Below are 22,356 nucleotides of genomic sequence, written 5' to 3' on the forward strand. Positions count from 1 at the left end.
TTCGGTCTTTTTGTTGCGAACGTCGTCCTGCCGGACGACGGGTAAGTTTGTTAGCAGATCGTCAGATACGTTCAAAGGCCCTTTCGCTCGTCATCCACTGTTGGTTTTTTGGTGGCGTCCCACTAGAAAATATTGGCTTTTCGGAGCGTGAAAGCCTCGGCGAAATGCTCGGGCGCCCGGCACTCCATGCCGCGCAATCGGGCAAGTCCGACGAAGGTCTCGCGGTCGAACCAGTCCTTGGAGCGCTGCGTCCCGAAGTGCTCGTGGAGAAGCTCGATCTTGCGCTCGAGAACCTTGGCCGCAAGCGGCACATAGGCATTGGGCTGGCCAAGGTCGCCGTCCCACTTCGGGATCTCGTATTCGAGCACCAGATGATCGCGGAAAACGTTCCAGGTCAATTGATTGACCTCTCGATGATCCTGATGGGCGTCGAACCTGGAGTGCGTAAACACCACGTCGGGGTTGATCCGTGACCGCAGATCGATCAGCCAATGCTTTATCGATCGGCTATGGGCTGGAAAGTAGCTGTCTTCGAAATCGGCGACGTCGACCGTGGACGCGTTCGATCCTTCGAGGAAGGATTTCGCCGATGCCCTGGCCTCGGCCGATCGCTGCCCGCCGGCGCTCAACACGCACCAATGGACGTTCAGTTTGACCCCCGACGCGATCAGGCTGAGGATCGTGCCTCCCGCTCCGATCTCGATGTCGTCGGAATGGGCGCCGAGGCAGAGGATCGAGACTTCCTCCCCTCGACGCGCGAGGCCAAGCCCCTTCATGATGCAGCCATCACCATGCTGCGTCTGATTTTCTCGGCGGTGGTCTTCCGGTTCCAGGGCATGTCGCCCTTCTCGACCATGTCTTCCAGCGACTGCCAATCGCGCAGTGTATCCATCGAGCGCCAGAAGCCTTCATGCTTGTATGCCATCAGCATGTTGTCGTCGATCAGCCGCCTGAAAGGTTCGATAACGAGCTCCTCGCCGTCTCGCATGTAGTCGAAGATTTCCGGCCGGAACACGAAGTACCCGCCGTTGATCCAGATCTCCGAAGTCTCGGTCGTGCGGAACTCGCGCACCCGGCCGTCCTCGGCGATGTCGGCCAGATGATAGGTCAGCGGCGCCCGCACTGCGAGAAAGCAGCCGATCTTGCCGCTGGCCTCGAACTTCGCGATCATGTCGTCGAGGTCGACATTGGTCAGACCGTCGGAATAGTTGGCCAGGAACATCTTCTCGTTCTTGACGTGGTCCTGCGCCGCCCACAGGCGCTCCCCGATGTTGCGCCAGATGCCGGTGTCGAGCAGGGTGATGCTCCAGTCCTTGACCGCGTCGCCAAGCAGCTTCACGTCCTGGCCGCCATGCGTGACGATGCAATCGGAGAAGGTCTGTGGCCGGGTGTTCAGGAAGAAATCCTTGATGACGTTGGCCTTGTAGCCCAGGCATAGGACGAACTCGTCATGCCCGTAGTCGCTGTACCATTGCATGACGTGGCGCAGGATCGGCTGATGGCCGAGCGGTATCATCGGCTTCGGTATGCTGTCGGAATAGTCGCGGATCCGCGTGCCGCGGCCGCCGCAGAAAAGGACGACTTTCATCTCGATAACTCCGATGGATCGATCACTGCCACGAAAGGAATCGGCACCACGAACTTCGCGCCCCAAGCGGCGACGTGGTGCATCTGCTTGATGATTTCGTCCTTCAAGTTCCACGGCAGGATCAGGATGTAGTCCGGCTTCGCATGGTCGATCGCCTCGATCGGCTTGATCGGGATGTGCATTCCCGGTGTGAAGCGGCCGTGCTTGTAGGGATTTCGGTCGACCGTGAAGTCGAGGAAGTCGGTGCCGATGGCGCAATAGTTGAGCAGCGTGTTGCCCTTGCCGGGCGCGCCATAGCCGCAAATCCTCTTGCCTTCGCTTTTGGCCGAGATCAGGAACGCCAGGAGATCGCGCTTCGCGCGCTGGGCCTTTTCACCGAAGGAGGCGTAGGTCGCCATTTCCGTGAGCCCGTGCCGCTTTTCGCGATCGAGAAGTTTGGCGACGCGGTCGTTGACACTCCAGCTGCTGTCCTCGTTGGCGAGATAGACACGCAGTGAGCCGCCATGCGTCGGCAGTTCCTCGACGTCGATCACGCGCAAGCCGTGACGGCTCGCCATCAGCTCGATGGTCAGCAACGAGAAATATGAAAAATGCTCGTGGTAGATGGTGTCGAACTGATTTTCGGCCATCAGCCGTTCGATATGCGGGAATTCGAGGGTGACCACGCCTTCCGGCTTGAGCAGGATCTTCATCCCGGCGACGAAGTCGTTGAGGTCCGGCACCTGCGCCAGGACGTTGTTGCCGACGATGAGATCGGCGCGAAGTCCTTCGCTCACCATCTGAAGCGCCAGCCGCACTCCGAAGAAGTCGACGCGCGTGGGCACGCCCTTGTCGACCGCGGCCTGGGCGACGTTGGCCGCCGGCTCGACGCCAAGCACTGGAACACCGAGCGGCAGGAAGTGCTGCAGCAGGTAACCGTCGTTGCTCGCGAGTTCTACCACGAAGCTGTCGGCGCCAAGGCCAAGTCGCTTCGTGACAGACTCACAATAGGCTTTGGCGTGGGCTACCCAGCTCGTCGAGAAGGAGGAGAAGTAGGCGTATTCGCTGAAGATGGTCTCGGCGCTGATATACTCCTTGAGCTGCACCAAATAGCAGGTGTCGCAAACCAGGACGTTGAGCGGATAATAGAGTTCCATATGGTCGAGTTGGTCGGCCCGCAGGAAACTCTCGCAGGGCGGGGACATGCCAAGGTCCACCAGCGTGTGGCGCAGACGCGATCCGCAGAGCCGGCAGCCGACTGGCCGGCGCCCCATGTCGTGATCGCGGACGACTTCGATCGCCTGAATGTTCATTCCTGCTCCTGCCCGATTGAATTGAAGAAGGAAACGCGGTGGCCTGACGATGAACCTGTGCCTGCCGCGTCTCCCCAGGTGGATGAAAGCAACTTAGATTCGAGTGCCCGCGGGTTCGATTTGCCAATCCGTTGGGTGCCTTAAGCCTTATGGAGAAACCGCGGGGGGCATCACCCCGCCCAGCCCACCGAAGGGGTAGTGCGATCGGCCGGGCGTACCGCGATCGGAGGCTCCGATAAGGCTTTGGTAGCTCTTCCAGCCCAGGCATGCCCTATCGACAATCCGACCGGCTGTCTTGCCACCTCGAGGCCAAGGTCGACATGCGATTTACTGAGACGAAGCTGAGCGGTGTCTGGCTGATCGAGCCGACGCCCATAGTCGACGACCGCGGTTCCTTCACGCGCCTGTTCTGCGAAAAGGAGATGGCCGATTGCGGGCTGGCAACGCGCTTTGTCCAGCACAGCCGGTCGCATTCGGTCAAAAGAGGCACGCTGCGCGGTTTGCATTATCAGCAGGAGCCATATTCGGAAGTGAAGCTTGTCTCCTGCGTCCGCGGCGCGATCTTCGACGTCGTGGTGGACTTGCGCCTGAACTCGCCGACACGCCACAATTGGCTGGCCTTCGAGCTCACTCCCGAGAACATGAGGCAGGTCTACATCCCTGCCGGATTCGCCCATGGGCTCCAGACGCTCACGAACGATGCCGAAGTCTCCTACTTGATCTCGCAGTTCTACACGCCGCATGCATCGACGGGCCTGCGCTACAACGACCCTGCCTTCTCGATAAACTGGCCTTTGATGCCGACCGCGATGTCGGAAAGGGACCTGAACTGGCCGCTGCTGAAGAACCTGGTTTCCTAGAGCGGCTCACCATTTGCCCGCTTCGGCCAGGAGACCGTGATCCGAAAGCAATCTCGCTGCGGCAGCCAATTCCCTGAACGGCAGACCCGAGCGCTCCGCCATCGCGAGAAGCGAATGCTGCCCGTCGGCGAGATTGAGTACCCAAAGCAGGGCCATCGAGCTTATGCCGGATGACTTCTGCCCTCCCAGGGCGCTGTAGAGGCCACGCCTGCCGAGTTGCGGCTCACCCTTGGGGAAGAGGTTCAAGGGCGTCCAGTCCCCTTCGACGATGTCGATCACGTCCATGAGGATGCGGAAGGAATCCTCCAGATGCTGCGGCGCGATGAAGTCGAGATTGTCGGCCGAGGTGTGATATTCGGGGAAAGTGCCGTGGACGCTGCGCTGGAACATGCCGACGGGAAGATTGAAACCCGGCGAACAATATTGCCTCTCGTCATAGCCGTAAGGGGAAAAGTCGATCAGCTTCGCCCCGGCCCGACCGCCAAGCACATGCGCCATCGCGCGGTCGATGAAGGCATCGCCGCGACGGCTGCGCTTGTAGGCCGGCGCCGCGGCGTCGCCTACGCAGGACATCACCAGGCCGTGGTCGATCAGGCCTACCCGCTCCTCGTTGCGGGACAGCCATGCGAGCGCGCCGATCGTGCCGGGAGCGAAGAGGAAGCGGTAGCTGCATCGTGTCTTTCTTGCCTTGAGGCTTCGCGCAAGGGTCGCCAGCAGGGCCAGGCCCGAGCAATTGTCGTTGGCCAGCGACGGATGGCATATGTGTGCCGACAGCAAGAATTCCCGCTCCGTCTCGCCGCGGTGCAGATATTCGCCGTAGGTGAGGCTGCCGTCCTTGAGCTCGGCATCGATCTCCACCCGATAGAGACCGTCGGGCATTTCGGCCAGACGATCATGGGCCATGCAGAACCCCCATGCCGGAGTGTAGTAGGCGGTGCGGTAGGGGATCAGTTGCGGCTGCTCAGGCAATGTGTGGATGTGCGGTCTCAACTCGTCGAGCGTCAGGGTGCCCTTGAAGGGTATGGAGTAGTTGACGACGTGCAGGTTGGAGTCCGCAAAATCCACGACCTTTTGTCCGTCAGGGCCGATGATGCTTGCCGAGCGGATGTTCCATTCCCTGGGAACGGTCCAGTCGAACAGCTGGGTGCCGGTGGGCACCTCATGCCGTGCAAGGTCGACGTGCTCCGACAGGATATCCAGCGTCCGCCGCACGCCGTCGCCGGTGATGCTCCTGCAAATCGGAAAGAGACGTTCGGCCAGCGCATGGATTTGCTGGCCGAGGCCGGAAGACAGCAACGGACCAAGTTCCTCGGGGTTTATGCATTCCATTGCGGTCAGCCCGCCGCCGCCTCCAGCTTTCGCGAGGGTTCAGCCATCCGCATCCGCTCGTCCAAAAGTCCGTTGGCCCGAAGATACTTGATGTGGCCTATGCGCTGGAAGCGCGGCCCCTCGAATTCCTCGAGCGTGACGTTCGACTTGCGGTAGGCTTGGTACAACTGCTCCGCGCCCTTGCGCGCATCCCATTGCGGCCTGAAGGCAGGAAGAACGCGCGCGATCTTGTCGAAGCTGACGCGATAAGACCGCTTGTCCGGGCCGGCATCGGACGCGAATTCGAGCCGGCATCCCGGCACGACGCCGGCGACGATCTCGGCGATGTCGCGGATCCTGTAGTTGTGCTCCGTGCGCCCCACGTTGAAGGCCTCGTTGTGGATGCTCTCGCGCGGGGCTTCCAGTCCTGCGATGAAGGCCCTCGAAATATCCTCGATATGGACGATCGGCCGCCAGGGCGTTCCATCGGACTTGAGCAGGATCACCCCTTTCGTGACAGCCCAGGCGACGAGATTGTTCAGCACGATGTCAAAGCGCAGGCGCGGCGACAGGCCGTAGGCGGTGGCGGGCCGGAAGTAGATCGGGGAGAAGTTGCTGTCGGCCAGTTCCGAGATGTCGCGCTCCGAAAGCACCTTGGACCAGCCATAGGCGGTAACCGGGTTCAGCTCCGCCGTCTCGTCGACGATCCCGTCACCTGCCTGTCCGTAGTTGCTGCACGAAGAGGCGAGCAGGAAGCGCGACACGCCTGCCTGCTTGGCAGCCTTGGCAAAGCGGACCGTGCCTTTGTGGTTGATCTCGTAGGTGATATTCGGATCGAGATCGGACAGCGGGTCGTTGGAAAGAGCGGCCAGATGAATGACGGCATCGAACCCCTCGAGGTCGCGCGCATTCACGTCCCTGACGTCCTTCAGGATGGACGGAACGGCAACCTGCTCGCCTCCCGAGGCAAAGGTGCAGCGGCGGTAGAGATCGCTGTCGTAGCCGCAGACCGAATGCCCTGCGCGCAGCAGCATCGGCACCATCACCGAGCCGATATAGCCTTGATGGCCGGTTACCATAACTTTCATCGCACACCTTTTCTCGAGCGCCCACAGTCGCGAAAAGGCTACTTGGGCGCGAAGAAGCGGGGGAGAACGCCAATGGGAGATCGGGATGCCCCGTTGGACGAAGCCTTGCCACCGGCTAGGTCTTTCGGGCGGCGCGCGCGTAAACCTTTCGGAGGATGCGTATCGGAGCAAGATTGAGGCGGTTTGGTTGCGCGCTTCTGCCCAGGTGGTTTGGGTCCGGTTCTCGGCAACGCTCCGGCTGCCAGGTCCGTCATTGGCTCTGCGCGACAGGGGCCCTCGGCAAGAGTTCCAGAATCCAGTCCGGATTTCCGTGGCTGTTAAGTCCGGGCGGATTGAAAACCGCTCGCTCCGCCTTGAACGGGGAACCTCGGACAGGCGACACTTTTCCATTTGTAGGATCGCGCCAACGGGCATCCACGGAAATCGCCGAAAATCGTGAAAGGTCCACGGCGAGCCCCTTATTGTCCGGCAAGTAGGCAACGGCGTAGGAACCGTCTTTGGCGGTCGCGGCCACCGCCCTGCTCATCCCTGCACCCATGCCGTCGACGAGCAGATTGTTCTTGCTATCAGGCTCGAGCAGCCACCACTTAATCGAGGAGATGAAGCCGATAAGCTGCTCCATGCTTTTCGCGCCAGGGCTGTTCAGCGCCTCCTTCCAATCCATGGTCGGCTTTTCCAGACCGGGCCCTCTGAAGTGCCATATGGGGTTGTTGCCGTAGACATGGCCAAAGGCGCCGGACAGGATCGCCTGGTAGGCTTGTATGCGGACCCGGTATTCGGTGGCGCCATGTTCGAATTCGTATGCGCTCTCTATGAGGAAGAACGGCATGCCTCTGCCGATGTCGTACTCTCTGATCGCGGCCGTGTAGACGGGATCATAGGCAAAGACCGTGTTCAGCTTCAGCCAGGGCTCATGTCCCCAGATGTCGAGCGGCGCCGTATCGGAACCACCGTGAAGGGTGCTGAGCGCATCCGGATCCTCGGCCATGATACCGAGCGCGAGAGCCCGGACCAGTTCCTTGTCGGGCACATTCCAGTCACCGCCGCTAACCCAAACGATGTTGTCGAAATGTCGGTAGCGGCGTCCGACGAAATGACCGTAAGCGGCTAGCCGGTCTGGTCCTGCGGCCACCATTTCCTGGTACCAACCGTCCGGGCCTCCGCCATATCCGACATATGACGGCACCAGCAGGACCAGGAAGCCGAGATCGCAGGCCTTCTGCAGGATACGATCGGCATGAGCAAAATACGCCTCGTTTGGAACGCCGAACACATCATTGTCCGCAAACGGTCTCGCGCCATACGCATTGGCAGGCGGGTTTTGAGAAAACCGGTGCTCGAGAAGGTTCACCAGCAAGGTATTGAACCCGCGCGCCTTGCGGTCCTCGAGATAGAGAAAAGCTTCGTCATCCTTGAGGTCTGCGATGAGCGACCATGGCGAATCGCCCTGCATGAAGAAGGGTTGGCCTGCCTTGTCGACCGGGTAGTTCTTGCCGGGCTCGACATGCAGCGGAAACTGTGTGCCACCATTCCTCTCGCAGGCCGGGCTTCCCGTCCCCATAGCCAACAGCAGGGCGCCGGCCAAAATAGATACGAAGCGCACTTGACTGATACTCTCTCTCCCAGCCCTTGTGATCAACCCGGGGTCGACACGGCAGGAGCGCCGCGGGTAACGACATGCCTTGAGTTGAACTCCGATGATTGGGCGATGCCGAAGACCAAGTCGTCGCGTGTCATGGTCCCCGCGCGCAACTGCCGGGTGTAGGTTTCCATGCCGTAGTCGTCGGCGGGACGGTTCAGAAGCAGCATGTAGACGAAGCCGACATAGGCGCGGTCCGTGAGACCTATTGTGGCATATTTGGTCTGAAACTCTTCCGAGCGCATCAGCTCCATGATCATTCCGGCGACCGTCCTGTCTCCGCTTTCAAGCGCTTGCGACCACTTTTCCGCGCCGTCGGCGGCGACCTCATGTCCCATCACCAGGCAGTACGCGAAGCTCGCCTGCCTGACATATGTGGATTTGTCCGCCGCAATGGTCTCGGGGTCGCATTCCCGAACCGCCTTCGGCGAAGGCTGAACCCCGCGCGTAATGTCGCGCACCGTCTTGTAAGCAGGCTTCGGCTCGCCGGTCTTCCATTTGCCGTCGGACGCCGGCGTAAGTCTGACCAATCCCATATTTGCTTCGAAGCTCGGCGCCCAGTAGGTCTCGTCGAATAGTTCATAGATATGGGCGACTTCGACCTTGTACTTATCGCTAAGCTCGCCAAGCCTCGTCATCGTCTGCTTGATGCCGTCGGCCTGCTGCCTCTCGCCGCGCTGGCTTCCATAAGGATTGTTGAATTCGGTGACCCAGATGGGCTTGCCGTAGGCGGAGATCTCGCGAAAGGCCCACTCAGGATCCTCGCCATACATGTGCCAGACCGAGATGTCCCAGGCGATCCCGTCCTGCTTCATCCGCGCGAATGCCCCGGTGTGGCCCCATCCGGCTGTGCCGATCGCCTTTCTGATGCCGGGATCGACCTGGCTCATGCCTTCGGACAAGCCTTTGAGGACAGCGCTTACCTTCACCCACCGCGGACCGTAGTAATCAAGCGCTCCGGTTCCCCCTCCGGGTCCCCATCCACAGGGATACTGGCTGCCGTCGTCCCGCTTCTCGCAGGCCTTGATAATGGCATAGTTCTCCATCTCGTTACCGAGTTCCCAAACGCGGATGTCGGCCTTGAACCTGGTTCCGAGAGCGACCGCCACGTTTCGGCTCTTTTCGTAGAGCTCCTGCGGAGTGTCCTTGTCCAGATCCATGCCACCGGGTGTCAGCACAGGCAGGATCTCGATCCCTTTCGCCTTTCCGACCGCGACTAGTTCCGCAAGCATGTCCTCGTTGTCTTCGCCGGTGACGTTGACCCTGTATGATTTCAGGCCGAGATCCTTGAGGAAGTCGAGCTGCCGCTCGATCGGAATGCCCGGATAGGCGGTTATCGGGTGGCCGTTGACGCCCCAAAGTACATCCGCCGAAGCAGGCATGGCGGTCGCCAACAGACAGGTTACGACGGCTGCAAGACGCAACGACATGACAAGAGCCTCCTGCCCGAATACAGATCCAGCCTCGATAGTTGGGACAGCAATGCCGGGAAGCAATTTGCCCATACGGGTGAACGCAACGCTTACGTACCCCTTTCGGAGGCTATCCAATCGGGGCTCGCGCCGTCTTGGCAACAGCCTGGCGAGCCGCCGACCTCTTCGGCAAGTATTGGCGCCGCCCGGCCGCCCGAGGCCTTCCGCCGCCACTGAAGCGGCGAGGAACCTCGGTTTCCACTACCCCTTTGGGCGAGTGCATTGCCTAACCCATTGGACGTCATGACCTTCCACCCGGTTTGGCTGACTATCCTTAGGAACGCAGGCGGTCGCCTTGGCCGGAAAGGACAGGAATGCTCTCGGTAAAGCGCGCACTCTTCATGAGCGTGGGTGAACGATACGTGCTGCTCGTGACGAATTTCGTCACCGCCGCCTTGATCTCCCGGATCTTGACGCCGAAGGAGATCGGTGTGTCGGTGATTGGCATGGCGATCCTGACGGTCGCCCTCTCGATACGCGAATTTTCCAGCGCGAGTTTCCTCATCCAGCACAGGGAACTTCACCGCGACGATGTCCGCAGCGCCTTCACGGTGACGTTCATCCTCACCGGAGTAACCGCCGCTGTCCTTCTTGTTGCCTCCCCCTTCCTGGCCCGGTTCTACAGCGAGCCCAACCTCGTTCCCTTCTTCAGGGTTATTGTTGCTTGCCTTTTCCTCGACGCCGCTTCCAACCTCATCATCGCCCTCCTGCGGAGGGAGATGTCCTTCGGTAAAGTGGCGGCCATCGACATAGTGGCAGCGGTGGCAAATTCTGCAGCGACGATGGTGCTGGCATTGGCCGGCTTCAGCTACATGAGCTTCGCCTGGGGCTACTTGATTGGCAGCGGGCTCGGCGCAGGGCTCGCCTTCGCCCTGTGTCCCCATGTCTGGATGTTCAAACCGTCGCTGACCAATTGGCGCGGGATGATCTCATTCGGCGGATACAATGGCGTCATAGCCATACTTTTCCGGATCTTTGATGCGCTGCCTCTGCTCATGCTTGGCCGCGTCGTGTCGCCGAATGCGGCAGGCCTGTTCAGCAGAACCCTCTGGATCGGCCAGATACCCGACAAGCTGGTCATCGGAGGCGCGATGGCGGTCGTACTACCCGCTTTCTCGGCCGAAGCCAGGCAAGGCAGGGATCTGAAACGCCCGTATCTCGCGGCGCTTTCCTTTGTCACAGCACTCCATTGGCCCGCGCTCCTGGTGCTGGCGGTACTGGCGCACCCGATTGTGAACATCGCGCTCGGCCACCAGTGGACCGAGGTGGCGCCACTCGTGCAGATCGTTGCGGTCGCCTTGCTTTTCTCCTTCAGCTTCGAGCTGAACTATCCGGTGATGGTTGCCGTCGGGGCAATCCGCGATCTGTTCATTCGAGCGCTGATCGTCTTCCCTATTTCCGGCATCCTCCTCTCCGTGGCCATTGTCGGCGGTGGGCTGCAGGCAGCCGCCTGGTGCATGCTGCTTACAGTTCCCTTTCAAGCCTACGTCGCCCTGAGTTTTGTCCAACGCAGGCTGGGCCTCAGATCGAGGGACATCGCCGCGGCGCTATGGAAAAGTGCTTTGGTTGCTTTCGCGAGCGCAGCACCGCCTCTCGCCGCCATCGGGATTTCCAGTTCCGGCTTCGACCTTTCCAACGCCGAAGCCGTCGCTGCGGGGCTAACGGCGTTCGGAGGATGGTCGGCCGGCCTGATCATCACCAGGCATCCTCTGCTCGACGAGGTCGTCAAGATTTTCCCGGCGCTCCGGCGGGCAAGGGCCTCGGCCGGCTGATCTGCGGATCCCGGAGGGTTCACCGTTTCACGGAAATGCAGAACCGCTCTATCCTTTTGTTTTGAAGCGATTTCCGGACGTGATTGAGGTTCTGCCGCAGGGCCTCAAACCTCGAGAACGCGGCCAATCATCTGCGAGATTCTCGCGCGGTAAGCTCTCCTGCGCAATCGGTTGGCCCAGTAGAACAGCAGCGCATATGCCGGAGGAATATCCAGACCGAGTTCCGCGCAGTTACGGGACACCCGGCCGAGTGCGGCTCGTTCCTTGCCGTCGATGCGATGCGCCCTCGCCGGCAGAAATTTCTCCGGCCCCGTATAGTGGCGGATCAATGCCCGATTCCAATAGCTTGTCTGGAACGCCGACTTCTGCACGTTGAACTCGACGGGAAGCGTCTCCCATCTTCCGCCGGCGGCGATGTTGAACGCGCATTGGTCGACGTGAGTGCACGAGCCGTCCCAGTAGGGGCAGAACTGCGCGTGCATTTCGGCGGCGGAGTAGAACCTTTCGGCAATGTCCGACCCGATCCAGCGGGGTACATTGATGGCCATGAAGCCGGAGTTGAAGTAACGCCGCTCGAGGCCATGTTTGTCGCAATTCCGGAAGAATGCGGGATTGTCGAGACCCGTGCATACGGAAAGATCCGGCACGGCTGCGACCGGTTCAGTCTTCGGCGCGGCATCTGCCAGGTCGAGAGGCCGCATGGCCAACGTGTCATTGTCGAGATAGCAGACGATGTCGTGGTCGCCCGAAACGGCGGCAATCGCCGCAGCTTTCTCATAAGCGGTCGATGTTATGTGGCCATGTCCGGAGCGGGCCCGGTCGGACGGCGACAGGGCATGAGTTGCCAGCCGATGGCCCCTCGCCTGAAGGACCCTCAACGCCGCCGGCGGGGGCGTTGCGCTGAAGCCCGACTGGACGATGTGGATGTCTATTGCCCGCGCATGATTCAAGCCCAGGGCCACCGCGCTGGTATAAGTCAAGTCGTCACGCTTGCCGTCGGTCAGGTAAACGACACCGATGCGCTTTTCGGTCATGCGTTATCCTCTGTGTGGACGGCATCCGATCCGAAGCTAGGTCCTCCTGCCGGAGCCGGTCGCGTCGTCTGTCAATGCCGGCTCCAAGCCTCCGCCAGGCGCGTGCGAATATGGGTCAGGGGGTTGGGGAGATGAGCCAGGTAGTCAACCGGCGGGATATAGACAAGGCTGGGCGAAAGCTGAGCCGCAAATCTAAGCAGATCGAGGCCGGCCGCCCGTTCGCCGCGCGCTATGTGTGAAAGCCCAGCCCAATATGCCCGCTTTCCGAGGTTTCGGTACACGCCCTTGCGCAACCGTTCCACACCGGGCACGAAGGCGGCTTCATGCGAGAAGAAACTATCGAAAGTGATTTTCTTCTCGATCATGTCGCGCTTGAAGTCCTGCCAGAATATGGCGGAGAGATTCGCGCCGTGCACCCGCCGTATGCCGTGGATCGCCGTCGTAAGCGCCGCCCTGCGGCCCAGCGACAGCCGCAGGAACATCTCCAGGTCCTCGCTGTACGAGATTTCCGACCTGAAATGCCCGACCCGTTTCAGATCTGAAGTCCTCATCACAGCTGCGCCGCCTCCGAACAGGACCTTGCTCGGCAGCGACCGCTCCAAGGCAAAAGCTTCCATCGACAGAAACCGCCAGTCGTGAACGCTCGAATTGTCCACGACGGGGAAGGGATTCTCCTCGTGCCAAACCAACTCGCCGCCGCAGGCAAACGAGACGTCCGGCTCCCGTTCAAGAACCGACAGGGCACGGTTGAAACAACCCTCGACAAGCAGATCGTCGGCGCAAAGTATTACAAAATACTTCGAGACGGCCCAATCCACGCCCTCGTTGCAGGATGCATGCAGGCCGAGATTCTTTTCTCGCGCGACAACAGTTATCCGTTTGTCCTGGCTGGCCAGTTCGTTGGCGACAGCGACACTGTTGTCGGTCGACGCGTTGTCGACGATCAGGATCCTGATGTCGTCCACCTGCTGCCGCACGATGCTCTGGACAGTCTCAGGCAGGTACCGGCCGTAGCAGTAGTTCGGGATCACAACGTCGATTAGGGGCATCGATCAACCTTCGCCAAAATCTCTGAGATAGCCGTTCATCCGTGCGCTCGGGACGGGAACCGATCTTTCGGTGTCACTTGCGCCGATCCTTGCATCGCCCATGCCATCCTGCTCCAATGCTACGTCGACAGCAGCGGACGAGACATCGCGCCGGCGAAGACATCGTTTCGCAGCGCAGCTTCCTGATCCATGAGCTCTTGCCGGTATCGCGAAACCGTATCGCGAACCTGCTTCGCCCTGACCTCTCGCTCTGCCAGCAGTGTCTCGAGCCGGTCCTCGAGCCATTCAACGCTGAAGCTTTCGACACTGGTGCAAAAGGCCGATAGGCCGGTGTCGGCGGCAAGCGCGTCGTGCTTTTCGAGATAACCGAGAGATATGACCGGAAGCCCCACCCTCAGCGAGCAAACGACGTTGTGGAACCTGGTGGCGACCACGACGTCCGTCGTCTTCATTTGCGCCATCACGTCGTGGAGCGATGCGGAGCGATCGTAAAAGACGCGCGCCAGGTCGACGCCTGAGAGCCGGCCGCGAAGGCGTTCGAGTACATCGATTACCGCAACCTCGTCATTGTCCTGGCCCAGGATAAGTCGAACGGCGAAGCCTTTCGTCACCGTGCGCGCGACAAACTCCGCGAGCTTGGAAATGTATGCGTCATAGATTGCGTTGTTTCCGCCTGCGGTGCGGCCGCGATAGTTCATCACGCCGACGCCAACGACGGTGGTTTCCGAGAACTTCCGTTGGACAGTTGGGGCCGGGAGGCCGAAGGCCAGATCGGGATAGACCCGGTCATTGACGACGTCGACCCCGAGGGTGCGGATGAAGTCGCGTGAAATCTCATCACGATAGGAACGGTATGAGGCGCAACGGGCAACCCAGGCGAAGAACAACCGGCTGAGGGGGTGGTAGGCAGGTCCGGCGCCGATGCTGGCGAATGCGACCGCACAGCCCCTCAGCCGCGCCATCAGAAACCATTTGAGGAAAACATAGGGCATTCCGAACGGAGTATCGCCAAAGTCGTCGAACGCACCGGTTCCTGGCAGCACGACGGCATCGAATCCGCGGAGCTTGAGAAAGGCCCGGACGGGTCCCGCGAGCTTGTAGGGCACGCGGCCGAACATGCGGTTCGCCAGGTCGAGCCAGCGCGACTTGATCGCCGGCCGGGTCAACCTGATGGTCTCCACGCCGAAGGCTTGCTCGACGGCTTCCGGCAGGGTGCAGATCACGACAAGTTCGGCGCCGGGACAGATCCGACGAAGCGTGTCGATCATGGCCTCGAGCGAGCCGTCATTGCCGAAGTTGCCGACACCAAACTGCCCCAGCAGACCGATCCGATGCCGCCTGGCGCCTCGCGTCGCATGCGTGTGGTCGTAGCCATTGACCCATCGATGCGGCTGGAGTTGGGGATCGAGCACGGTTTCACTTTGCGCGTTTTGGGACTGCATCAGGAAACCGTCGCTCTCGAATGAATGCCGATTGACTGCAGTATAGAGCCACCCGTCCGTTTCTTCGCTTCAACCTATGGGCTGACCGATACCCCTTTTTGGCTTACTCATGCTTTCAGGCGGGTTTGCCGTGCGGCGGCGAAGCCCGCATCGCGGCGGCCTGCGAGGCTGGCCCAACTAGACTGACCGCTGCGGATTTTGTGCTCCCAACACAGGTAAGGGATACGGCTACATCCAACTGCGATTTTTCAGCTGGACCCGGCTGCCTGCTCGGTCAGCAAATCCCTCCACTGCTGCAGGAACCGATCCTTCGTCGCGGCCGACGCCGTGTCGAGCAGCGAGCGGCTCGTTTGCGCTTTCTCCGCAGGGCTTCGCGAAAATGCCTTCCACATCGCGCCAGCGATCGCGGCGGGATCATCGGGCCGCACCTTCAGGCACTTGCCGCCCACAGCCTCGACGAGGGCGCTGTCGGCGGACACTATCGGCAACAGCCCCATATAGGCCGCCTCCAGCGCCGGCATGCCGAAACCTTCAAGCAGGCTCGGCAGCACGAATGCCTCCGCATTTGCGTAGAGCCACCGCAGCTGCGCGTCGGGCACGTAGCCCATGAGCTTCACCCCAGCTATGGTCTCCGCAAATTCCGAGATCTCAGCGTGACCATCGCCGCGCGATCCGCACAACACGTATCCGATACCCTGACGGTTGAATCCGCCGTCACGATACGCCCTCAGGGCGGAGATCTGGTTCTTGCGGGTTTCGAATGCGCCGACGGTGAGAAAATATCGACTGGTGATGCCGGGGACTGCTTCCGCCGGGCCGTCAAACAGTTCGGTGCGCAGATAGAGCGGGATTGTTTTCAGGAAGCGGAAATCGGATCCGAAGAGGGACTTGAATTGCTTCGCCGAGAAATTGCTGACGAAGACAACTCCCGGCTTGGCGCGCCGGATTTTCTCGTAGGCGAGCTCGTAGTTGGCGCTGGTCCGTTCGTCGTAGAGCTCGCCATGGGTCAGCGGACCGACATCGTGGCACAGGACGATATCGTCCTTCGTCAGGCGAGACCTGAGAACATAGAGCGGATCCAGGAACAGCCGGAAACCGCGCTTTTCGACCTCGTCACGGATCAGGAGATGCTCGCTATCCTGGAGCCAGTTGATTTCCAGCATCATCAGCCGGGCGATTATCTTGCGGACAAGGCCCTCGGGGGCGAAGGAACCCAGCCGCCAGTAGCGGACCCCGGCTTGGTTCGGGACAAATTCTCGGGTCAGGTCCTTGGCGATGTGGTAGGCGCCGGTCCTGTTCAGGATCGACAGCGAGTTGTCGAGAAGGACCGTGCCGGAGGACACCTGGCCGCTCGTAGCGTGCAGTCTTTCTGGGTCGGTCCACACATTCATCATGCGCTCCTGCGATTCAGCCCGGCCGTTCGCGCGGCTGGGAAAGTTTTCCCGCCGTAAGCTCACGTTCGGTCAACTGTAAACTCCCCGAAATCGGCATCGACCTGGACCATCAGTTCCAGATATTTCCACGCGATCCAGCGCCAGGAATAGCTGCTCGCCTTGGCGTTGCCCTTGGTCACCAGCCACTCGCGCAAGGTCGGAGTGAGCATGAGCAAGCGAACCTTCTCGGCCCAGGAATGGACGTCGTCGGGATCGGCGTAGAGGGCCGAATCCCCGCAGATTTCCGGGAGGCAGGGCGAGATCGATGCAATGACGGGACAGCCCGAGGCCATCGCTTCGACGGCGGGCAGCCCGAAACCCTCGATGCGTGACGGAAACAGGAAGCAGAGCGCGCCCTCGAGCGCCTTCTTGAAGTCGTCATCGCCTATGCGACCAAGGAAGACGATGTTGCCGGGCAAGTTCGGGACGTATCGCAAGAGCGTGGCTTCGTCGACATCGCCCGGCATCCACAGATCCAGACCCATCTCATCGAGGAGCGGGGCCAGCCGGGCGAGAAGTCCCATGTTCTTGTATTCCTGATCTCGTCTGCCAAGGCAGAGCACATAGGGTCTGCCACGGTCGACGGTCAGCGACGATCTCGCGGCATCCCATCTCTGGGCGTGATCGCTGCCGTTGTAGGTGATGACGATGTTTTCGTCCGAAGCGATGCCGAACCCCACCAGATGGCTGCGCGAGAGTTGCGAGACGGTGGTGATGCGGGCCGCCCGCCTGCCGAGCGCCGGCAGAATGAGGCGGTGCGCCCAGCGGAAGCCCCGTCCATAGCTCGACGGCATCAGCCTGGTGTGCATGTCGTGGATGCAGGCGATCTGGTGCTTCAGCACGACGGGGGCGAGATTGCAGAAGCTTAGCAACCCGCCTGGCACGTGCCAGGGCAACTGCGCCTGCACCCAGAACTGGGGAAGTCGCGGCCGGTTGAACTCGGGAACCACTCGGACGGCGATGGCGTCGAGATGGAGAGGTTCCGACAGCGGGCGCGGCACGACGAGATCGATATCCAGGTCGCGCCCTAGCGGATGCCGCTCCGAAATGAGGGCATCGAGCGCCATCGTGACCTCGCGGGCGTAGCGGGCCACGCCGTTCGGCCGAAGTGTCGTGAAGTCTCCGTTTATGGTCCAGCGCCGTCTCGGCGTTTCCGGTTTTTCCAAGGACCACGCGGAATGCCCGATCGAATTCTGTGCATTCTCGGCCAGCGATTTCACCAGCGGCGTGTCGGGGCGATGTCCATTGCGCTGTCGGGGTGGCGCGTCTGTCGTATCGAAATCGAGCTTGCCCATGCCCTTCCCCGGTCCTTTCGGAACTCATGGCCAGACTAGCATCCCCGGCGGCGCGGAGGTCCTCAGACGTTTGAGGTAGGAAGGCCGTCCGATCTCGCCCATCCGAATGATTGCCGGCGAACCGCATGACCCGATGGCCATGGTGACCCTGCGTCGCCGCCCGCCCACACTAAGGGTACAAAGAGGTTGCCATGACACGGCGCTGGACAATCAACGGGCGCTTCCTTTCCCAGCCGACAACCGGCGTCCAACGCTATGCGCGCGAGGTCGTCCGCTGGCTCGACGCGTTGATCGCGGAAAAGGTGCCTTTGGCCCGCGGGCTGGACGTTGCACTGCACTGCCCGTCCGGATCGGAGCAAATCCCCCTCGCTTTCATCGAACGCCGCGAGATCGGCAGCGGGCGCGGCCATGCCTGGGAGCAGACGCAGCTTCCCTCATCCCTCGGTGGCGGCGGACTGCTCAGCCTTTGCAACACGGGACCGCTCTTTTGCCGGAAGCAGATCGTCTGCATACATGACGCAAATGTCTGGAATGCTCCACAAAGCTACTCGCTTGCCTTCAGGAGCTTCTACAGGATGCTGCTGCCGTGTCTTGGCAGGACCGCATGGGGCATTTCGACCGTTTCCAACTACTCGCTGGGCGAGCTGGCCCGCCGCGGCGTCATCCCCGCGCGGCGAGCTTTCGTGGCGCCGAACGGCCATGAGCATGCCCTGCGGTGGACGCCTGAACACTCGCCGGCGACACGACGGGCGGCCTCGCCGGAAACCATCGTCCTGATCGGCAGCGCCGCACCGCACAAGAATGTGGAGCTCATCCTGAACATGGCCGGCCGCCTTGCCGAAAACGGGCTCAGGATCGCGATTGTCGGCATGTCGGATTCGCGCGTTTTTCGCTCGGAATCGACCAGGACCGAAGCGCAAAACGTTCATTGGCTCGGTCGCATCTCCGACAGCGAGCTGGTGGCGCTGCTCGAGGACTCGCTCTGCCTAGCCTTCCCTTCGCTCACGGAAGGTTTCGGCCTGCCTGCCCTCGAGGCGATGGCGATCGGCTGCCCGGTGGTTTCTTCCGACCGGGCCAGCCTGCCCGAAGTCTGCGGCGACGCGGCGCTGTTTGCGCCTCCCGACGACCCGGAGGCCTGGTTCGCGCATTTCATGCGGCTGCGCAGTTCCGAGGCGCTGCAGTTGCGGATGGTGGCGAGGGGAAAAGAAAGAGCCCTGGAGTACGGCTGGAGGGCGACCGCCCTGCGCTATCTCGAAGCGATGGCGGCCGCCGATGGCGTCGATACGGAAACGAGGATCGTCAGGGTTCGCGAGTTCACGTGATCTCGTGAAGCGCCTGTACGGCTCCCAGCGATTCCAGGATGGCGCGGTCGAAGTTCTCTTCGGAAAAGCGTCCCGCATTCCTGGAGCAGGTCCGGGGCGCGATCGCATGGCTGTTCTGCTCGAACCGTTCGACTGCTTCCTTGAGATGATCGACGGTCTGCGCCTTGAATAGCACTCCCGTCGGCTCGGGCGATGAACCAAGGCGCCGCACGATGTCGACCGCCCCGCCGCGGCCGAAGGCGATCAGCGGCGTCCCGCAGGCCTGCGCCTCGGCCAGCGCTATGCCAAAATCCTCGCAGCCGGCGAAGACCATGGCCTTCGCCCGCGCCACGGTGTCCACGTAGTCCTGCCGGGGCAGGTAACCCGAGAAGGTGATGTTGGGGCCGGCAAGTGCCCGCAGGCCGGCCGACTGCTGCCCCTCGCCGACGATGACCAGCCGCCGCGACGGCATCTCGTTGAAGGCGCGGATGACGAGGTCCGTGCGCTTGTACGGGGCGAGAAAGGATGCGGAGACGTAATAGTCGTCCTTGTCGTCCACGCATGGCAGTTCTCCGAGCGCAACGGGCGGGAAGACGACACGCGCGTCGCGGCCGTATATGTGCTGGATACGGGAGCGGACATAGTTCGAGTTCGCCAGCATCAGGTCGGGACCGTGCGCGGTCCTCGTGTCCCATGTCCTCAGACGATGAAGCATGTAGCGATAGAGAAACCCCTTCGGACCGAAGCCGAGCCGCCCTTGCTGGAGATAGGAAAACTGCTCGTCCCAGGCATAGCGGACGGGGCTGTGCACATAGCACAGATGCGGTTGGTCCGGCCTGGTGATCACGCCACGCGAGAATGCGGCCGAGGATGAGATCACCGCATCGTAGCCCGTCACGTCGAACTGCTCGATCAGGAAGGGGCAGAAGAAGAAAAGGGACCGATAGAATTTCTGCACCATCGGGATGCGGTTGGCCGCGGAGGTGTGGAATTCCACGTCGCGGAAATATTGCTCCTTAACCTCGGCCGGCAGAAAATCGAAAAGCGTGAAGACCTCCGCATTGGGAAACTGCTTGCAGATCTGCGCCAGGACCCGTTCGCCGCCGCGGAAATTCGGACACCAGTCGTGAACGACCGCTATCTTCGCGTATCTATCGACCTGAAGCTCCGGCGCGGCCGGCAGATCCTCGATGGGCATGTCGAGCCTGGCCGCGACCGCCAAATCGGAAGAGCGTTCATGGAGCATGGGTCCCCCTGGCACCAGTAGACCCGGCAATCTCGGTTCCACGTCACGCTCCCGGCAAGTTGTCCGATCGGGTACCGGCTGCTTCAGGCGCATGCGTGCCTAGTACTTACGGCTGTGGCTCCACGGCGGAAATACTCCGAAAGCCTGTGCCCAGGGGTAGGGCAAGTCCGGTCCGTCTCCTTTTATGCATGCTGTTTCGCTCCCCTGGCCGGTCTAGCTTCCTGGAAACCGACGTATGGATCGAGCATGAGACTGGCAGTGATCATCCCGACCCTCGGCCGCAAGGAACAGCTGGCGCGCCTGCTCGTCTATCTGGGCGGCCAGACGAGGCTTCCCGACGAGGTCATATTGTCGGCACCCGACTCTACCCATGTCGAGCTGCCGGCAAGCTATCCGTTCCCCGTGTCGCCCGTTTTCGGACCGAAGGGGCTGGCTGCCCAGCGCAACTCCGCCCTTGCCACGTCCTTGGCGCGCTTCGACGTCATCACCTTCTTCGACGACGATTTCGTTCCGTCGGCCAACTACCTGGAGCAGGTCGAGAAGGCCTTCGAAGAACATGACAACTGGGCGGTGGTGATGGGCAATGTCGTGCGGGACGGTGCCAGCAATGCGGGCCTCACCTGGCAAGATGCCGAAGCCGCCCTGCGAGAGGCCAACGGCGAAGGAGCCGATGAACCATCCGTCGTCGACCATGTCGGCGCATACGGCTGCAACATGTCCCTACGTTCCTCGCTTGTCGGCGACTTGCGCTTCGATGAGCGCCTCGTCCTCTACGGCTGGCAGGAAGACATCGACTTCACCAGTCAGATGAGATCCAGGGGCCGAGTGGTTTGCGTGACTTCGATCAAAGGCGTGCATCTCGGCATCAAGACAGGGAGGGTGAGCGGGGAACGGTTCGGCTACTCCCAGGTCGCCAATCCGATCTACCTGATCAGGAAGGGCTCAGTTCCCGCCTCGTTCGCGCTTCCCCTGATGTTCAGGAACATAGCGGCCAATCTCGCAAAGAGCCTGCGGCCCGAGCCCTATGTCGACCGCAGGGGCAGGCTGAGAGGCAACATGCTGGCTATCCTGCATGTCGCGATGGGGCGCATCGAACCCGAATACATCCTGAAGATCTGACGGTGGGCAAGACCATGCGCAAATGGGTGGTGACGGCAGCGGCTTCATTGGCGACAATGACCGCCTGGACCCTGCCGACGATGGCCGACGAGTATCTCCTCGGGCCGCAAGACAAAGTCAGGCTCAAGGTCTACGAATGGCGCGCATCGCGCGACGTGTTCTTCGAATGGACCGCGCTCAACGACGACTTTACCGTCGGCGCCGACGGCACGCTCTTTCTGCCGTTCGTCGGCCAGATACGCGCACAGGGAACAGCCCCTGGCGACCTTGCCCGCGCGATCGGCAGCCGTCTGACGCAGCAGATGGGCCTTGGCCGGCCGCCGGATGTCGCCGTCGAGATCGCTCAGTACAGGCCGTTCTACATCGTCGGCAACGTCGCGCAGCCCGGCGAGTTTCCCTACAGACCCGGCCTCACGGTATTGCAGGCGATGGGTATCGCCGGCGGCTTGCGGACACGCGACGAAGATCTCCCGAGGCTCGAGCGTGAAGTTATCACGGGCCAAGGCGACGTGGAATTGCTGGCGCAGTCCAGCGTAAGCCTGCTCGCACGCAAGGCACGGCTGGAGTCCGAACAGGCTGGCAGTGACGACATCTCTTTCCCGCCGGAGCTGAAAGTGAGGGCTTCGAACCCGACGGTCGCGATAGCGATGGAGCAGGAGCGCAAAATCTTCGCCGTCCGCAAAGATGCGATGACCACGCAACTCCGCTCGCTGAACGAACTGAAAGAATTTCTGGAAAAGGAACTGGATTCGCTCGGGCAGCAGATGACCTTCCGCGACAAGCAGATCGAACTCATCCAGAAGGAACTCGCCGGCGTCTCGACTCTGGTACAGAAAGGGCTGGCGGTTGCACCGCGCGAACTATCGCTGGAGGGTACGCTTGCCCAGATGCAGAGCGACAAACTGGTGGCCGAGACCTCGATCCTGCGGGTGCGCCAGGATATAAGCAAGACCGACATCGAGATCCTCAACCTCGGCAATCAAAACGCAAACGAGATCGCAGCGGCCCTGCGCGAGACGCAGCAGCAACTCAATGAAATTACCAGCAAAGCCGACACCGCGGTCCAGCTGCTGCACGAAACCGAGGTCACCGCGCCTGCTCTGCTCGCCCTGAGGGACCGCTCCGAAAAGACCAAGCCCATCTTCAAGATCGTCAGGACGACGGCCAGCGGGTCCGAAGAACGCTCGGCTGACGAAACGACGCTGGTCGAGCCCGGCGATACCGTCAAGATCGAAATTCCCCGACCGGAGTCGGGCGTGGCAGCCCTGCCCGCGGCAGCCGGTGGCATGCAGGCGGAGACGCTGCCGATACAAGGCACCAACTGACACCCAGGAAACGATGTCGGCGAGAACGGCAGGCCGCTGTCCCTTGGCCGCTTGATCGACCGTCACTGAAGCGCGTCGCGCTGAAACGGATTC

The 22,356-nt window shown here is 61.4% G+C and carries 18 protein-coding genes; 5 read left to right on the forward strand and 13 right to left on the reverse strand.

What is annotated here, in order from left to right:
* Positions 1 to 122: 122 nt before the first annotated feature.
* Genes QAZ47_RS29930 through QAZ47_RS29940 form a run of 3 tightly spaced genes read right to left on the reverse strand, consistent with a single transcriptional unit; the run spans position 123 to position 2,880 of the window.
* Positions 123 to 776 carry a PIG-L deacetylase family protein gene (locus QAZ47_RS29930; protein ID WP_278231782.1) on the reverse strand — a complete coding sequence of 218 codons (654 nt, stop codon included), beginning with the start codon at positions 774 to 776 and terminating at the stop codon, positions 123 to 125.
* Positions 773 to 1,588, reverse strand: coding sequence for a sugar phosphate nucleotidyltransferase (locus QAZ47_RS29935; protein ID WP_278231783.1), 816 nt, complete (start codon positions 1,586 to 1,588; stop codon positions 773 to 775). Before QAZ47_RS29935 ends, QAZ47_RS29930 begins: the two co-directional genes overlap by 4 nt.
* Complete coding sequence (locus QAZ47_RS29940) at positions 1,585 to 2,880, reverse strand: class I SAM-dependent methyltransferase (protein ID WP_278231784.1); 1,296 nt, start codon at positions 2,878 to 2,880, stop codon at positions 1,585 to 1,587. Before QAZ47_RS29940 ends, QAZ47_RS29935 begins: the two co-directional genes overlap by 4 nt.
* 320 nt (positions 2,881 to 3,200) lie before the next feature.
* Between QAZ47_RS29940 and rfbC the strand changes: the two genes are divergently transcribed.
* Positions 3,201 to 3,740: a dTDP-4-dehydrorhamnose 3,5-epimerase gene (gene rfbC, locus QAZ47_RS29945; RefSeq protein ID WP_278207986.1), complete on the forward strand. Its 540-nt coding sequence runs from the start codon at positions 3,201 to 3,203 to the stop codon at positions 3,738 to 3,740.
* 6 nt (positions 3,741 to 3,746) lie between these two features.
* Here rfbC and QAZ47_RS29950 read toward each other — a convergent pair whose 3' ends face one another.
* The 4 genes from QAZ47_RS29950 to QAZ47_RS29965 form a co-directional block, all read right to left on the reverse strand.
* Complete coding sequence (locus QAZ47_RS29950) at positions 3,747 to 5,069, reverse strand: DUF4910 domain-containing protein (protein WP_278231785.1); 1,323 nt, start codon at positions 5,067 to 5,069, stop codon at positions 3,747 to 3,749.
* 5 nt (positions 5,070 to 5,074) lie between these two features.
* The gene (locus QAZ47_RS29955; protein ID WP_278231786.1) at positions 5,075 to 6,136 is read right to left on the reverse strand and encodes an SDR family oxidoreductase; all 1,062 of its coding nucleotides are present in this window, start codon (positions 6,134 to 6,136) and stop codon (positions 5,075 to 5,077) included.
* Between the two features lie 250 nt (positions 6,137 to 6,386).
* A complete protein-coding gene (locus tag QAZ47_RS29960; protein ID WP_278231787.1) occupies positions 6,387 to 7,739 on the reverse strand; it encodes a DUF4038 domain-containing protein in 1,353 nt (450 codons plus the stop codon).
* A gap of 32 nt (positions 7,740 to 7,771) precedes the next feature.
* Positions 7,772 to 9,205, reverse strand: a complete 1,434-nt coding sequence (locus QAZ47_RS29965) for a DUF4214 domain-containing protein (RefSeq protein ID WP_278231788.1) — start codon at positions 9,203 to 9,205, stop codon at positions 7,772 to 7,774.
* 356 nt (positions 9,206 to 9,561) lie between these two features.
* Here QAZ47_RS29965 and QAZ47_RS29970 point away from each other — a divergent pair, with 356 nt between their 5' ends.
* The gene (locus tag QAZ47_RS29970) at positions 9,562 to 11,019 is read left to right on the forward strand and encodes an oligosaccharide flippase family protein (protein ID WP_278231789.1); all 1,458 of its coding nucleotides are present in this window, start codon (positions 9,562 to 9,564) and stop codon (positions 11,017 to 11,019) included.
* Between the two features lie 104 nt (positions 11,020 to 11,123).
* On the opposite strand, the gene QAZ47_RS29975 is transcribed toward QAZ47_RS29970, so the two are convergent.
* From QAZ47_RS29975 to QAZ47_RS29995, 5 genes are all read right to left on the reverse strand, one after another.
* Entirely contained in the window at positions 11,124 to 12,053 is a 930-nt protein-coding gene (locus QAZ47_RS29975; RefSeq protein WP_278204537.1) for a glycosyltransferase, read from the reverse strand.
* A 71-nt stretch (positions 12,054 to 12,124) separates the two neighbouring features.
* Positions 12,125 to 13,102 carry a glycosyltransferase family 2 protein gene (locus QAZ47_RS29980; RefSeq protein ID WP_278204538.1) on the reverse strand — a complete coding sequence of 326 codons (978 nt, stop codon included), beginning with the start codon at positions 13,100 to 13,102 and terminating at the stop codon, positions 12,125 to 12,127.
* A gap of 119 nt (positions 13,103 to 13,221) precedes the next feature.
* Positions 13,222 to 14,544, reverse strand: coding sequence for a polysaccharide pyruvyl transferase family protein (locus QAZ47_RS29985; RefSeq protein ID WP_278204539.1), 1,323 nt, complete (start codon positions 14,542 to 14,544; stop codon positions 13,222 to 13,224).
* A 248-nt stretch (positions 14,545 to 14,792) separates the two neighbouring features.
* A complete protein-coding gene (locus QAZ47_RS29990) occupies positions 14,793 to 15,935 on the reverse strand; it encodes a glycosyltransferase (RefSeq protein WP_278204540.1) in 1,143 nt (380 codons plus the stop codon).
* A gap of 62 nt (positions 15,936 to 15,997) precedes the next feature.
* On the reverse strand, positions 15,998 to 17,272 hold the full coding sequence (locus tag QAZ47_RS29995) for a glycosyltransferase family 1 protein (RefSeq protein ID WP_278231790.1): 1,275 nt from the start codon (positions 17,270 to 17,272) through the stop codon (positions 15,998 to 16,000).
* A 191-nt stretch (positions 17,273 to 17,463) separates the two neighbouring features.
* On the opposite strand from QAZ47_RS29995, the gene QAZ47_RS30000 reads away from it, so the two are divergent.
* On the forward strand, positions 17,464 to 18,594 hold the full coding sequence (locus QAZ47_RS30000) for a glycosyltransferase family 1 protein (protein WP_278204543.1): 1,131 nt from the start codon (positions 17,464 to 17,466) through the stop codon (positions 18,592 to 18,594).
* On the opposite strand, the gene QAZ47_RS30005 is transcribed toward QAZ47_RS30000, so the two are convergent.
* Complete coding sequence (locus QAZ47_RS30005; protein WP_278207987.1) at positions 18,587 to 19,771, reverse strand: glycosyltransferase; 1,185 nt, start codon at positions 19,769 to 19,771, stop codon at positions 18,587 to 18,589. The genes QAZ47_RS30000 and QAZ47_RS30005 overlap by 8 nt on opposite strands.
* A 294-nt stretch (positions 19,772 to 20,065) precedes the next feature.
* Between QAZ47_RS30005 and QAZ47_RS30010 the strand changes: the two genes are divergently transcribed.
* Together QAZ47_RS30010 and QAZ47_RS30015 are read left to right on the forward strand one after the other, a co-directional pair.
* A complete protein-coding gene (locus tag QAZ47_RS30010; RefSeq protein WP_278204544.1) occupies positions 20,066 to 20,938 on the forward strand; it encodes a glycosyltransferase in 873 nt (290 codons plus the stop codon).
* Between the two features lie 2 nt (positions 20,939 to 20,940).
* Complete coding sequence (locus QAZ47_RS30015) at positions 20,941 to 22,263, forward strand: polysaccharide biosynthesis/export family protein (RefSeq protein WP_278204545.1); 1,323 nt, start codon at positions 20,941 to 20,943, stop codon at positions 22,261 to 22,263.
* Positions 22,264 to 22,356 lie beyond the last annotated feature (93 nt).

Source organism: Mesorhizobium sp. WSM4904 (assembly GCF_029674545.1).
In the GTDB taxonomy this organism is placed as follows: Bacteria; Pseudomonadota; Alphaproteobacteria; order Rhizobiales; family Rhizobiaceae; genus Mesorhizobium.

What these genes read in the sequence shown, in the direction of transcription:
- QAZ47_RS29980 (WP_278204538.1), bottom strand. Translation starts at nt 13,102, where the DNA reads ATGCCCCTAATCGACGTTGTGATCCCGAACTACTGCTACGGCCGGTAC.
- QAZ47_RS29975 (WP_278204537.1), bottom strand. Translation starts at nt 12,053, where the DNA reads ATGACCGAAAAGCGCATCGGTGTCGTTTACCTGACCGACGGCAAGCGT.
- QAZ47_RS29985 (WP_278204539.1), bottom strand. Translation starts at nt 14,544, where the DNA reads ATGCAGTCCCAAAACGCGCAAAGTGAAACCGTGCTCGATCCCCAACTC.
- QAZ47_RS29970 (WP_278231789.1), top strand. Translation starts at nt 9,562, where the DNA reads ATGCTCTCGGTAAAGCGCGCACTCTTCATGAGCGTGGGTGAACGATAC.
- QAZ47_RS30005 (WP_278207987.1), bottom strand. Translation starts at nt 19,771, where the DNA reads ATGCCCATCGAGGATCTGCCGGCCGCGCCGGAGCTTCAGGTCGATAGA.
- QAZ47_RS29935 (WP_278231783.1), bottom strand. Translation starts at nt 1,588, where the DNA reads ATGAAAGTCGTCCTTTTCTGCGGCGGCCGCGGCACGCGGATCCGCGAC.
- QAZ47_RS29940 (WP_278231784.1), bottom strand. Translation starts at nt 2,880, where the DNA reads ATGAACATTCAGGCGATCGAAGTCGTCCGCGATCACGACATGGGGCGC.
- QAZ47_RS30000 (WP_278204543.1), top strand. Translation starts at nt 17,464, where the DNA reads ATGACACGGCGCTGGACAATCAACGGGCGCTTCCTTTCCCAGCCGACA.
- QAZ47_RS30010 (WP_278204544.1), top strand. Translation starts at nt 20,066, where the DNA reads ATGAGACTGGCAGTGATCATCCCGACCCTCGGCCGCAAGGAACAGCTG.
- QAZ47_RS29990 (WP_278204540.1), bottom strand. Translation starts at nt 15,935, where the DNA reads ATGAATGTGTGGACCGACCCAGAAAGACTGCACGCTACGAGCGGCCAG.
- rfbC (WP_278207986.1), top strand. Translation starts at nt 3,201, where the DNA reads ATGCGATTTACTGAGACGAAGCTGAGCGGTGTCTGGCTGATCGAGCCG.
- QAZ47_RS29950 (WP_278231785.1), bottom strand. Translation starts at nt 5,069, where the DNA reads ATGGAATGCATAAACCCCGAGGAACTTGGTCCGTTGCTGTCTTCCGGC.
- QAZ47_RS29930 (WP_278231782.1), bottom strand. Translation starts at nt 776, where the DNA reads ATGAAGGGGCTTGGCCTCGCGCGTCGAGGGGAGGAAGTCTCGATCCTC.
- QAZ47_RS29995 (WP_278231790.1), bottom strand. Translation starts at nt 17,272, where the DNA reads ATGGGCAAGCTCGATTTCGATACGACAGACGCGCCACCCCGACAGCGC.
- QAZ47_RS29955 (WP_278231786.1), bottom strand. Translation starts at nt 6,136, where the DNA reads ATGAAAGTTATGGTAACCGGCCATCAAGGCTATATCGGCTCGGTGATG.
- QAZ47_RS29965 (WP_278231788.1), bottom strand. Translation starts at nt 9,205, where the DNA reads ATGTCGTTGCGTCTTGCAGCCGTCGTAACCTGTCTGTTGGCGACCGCC.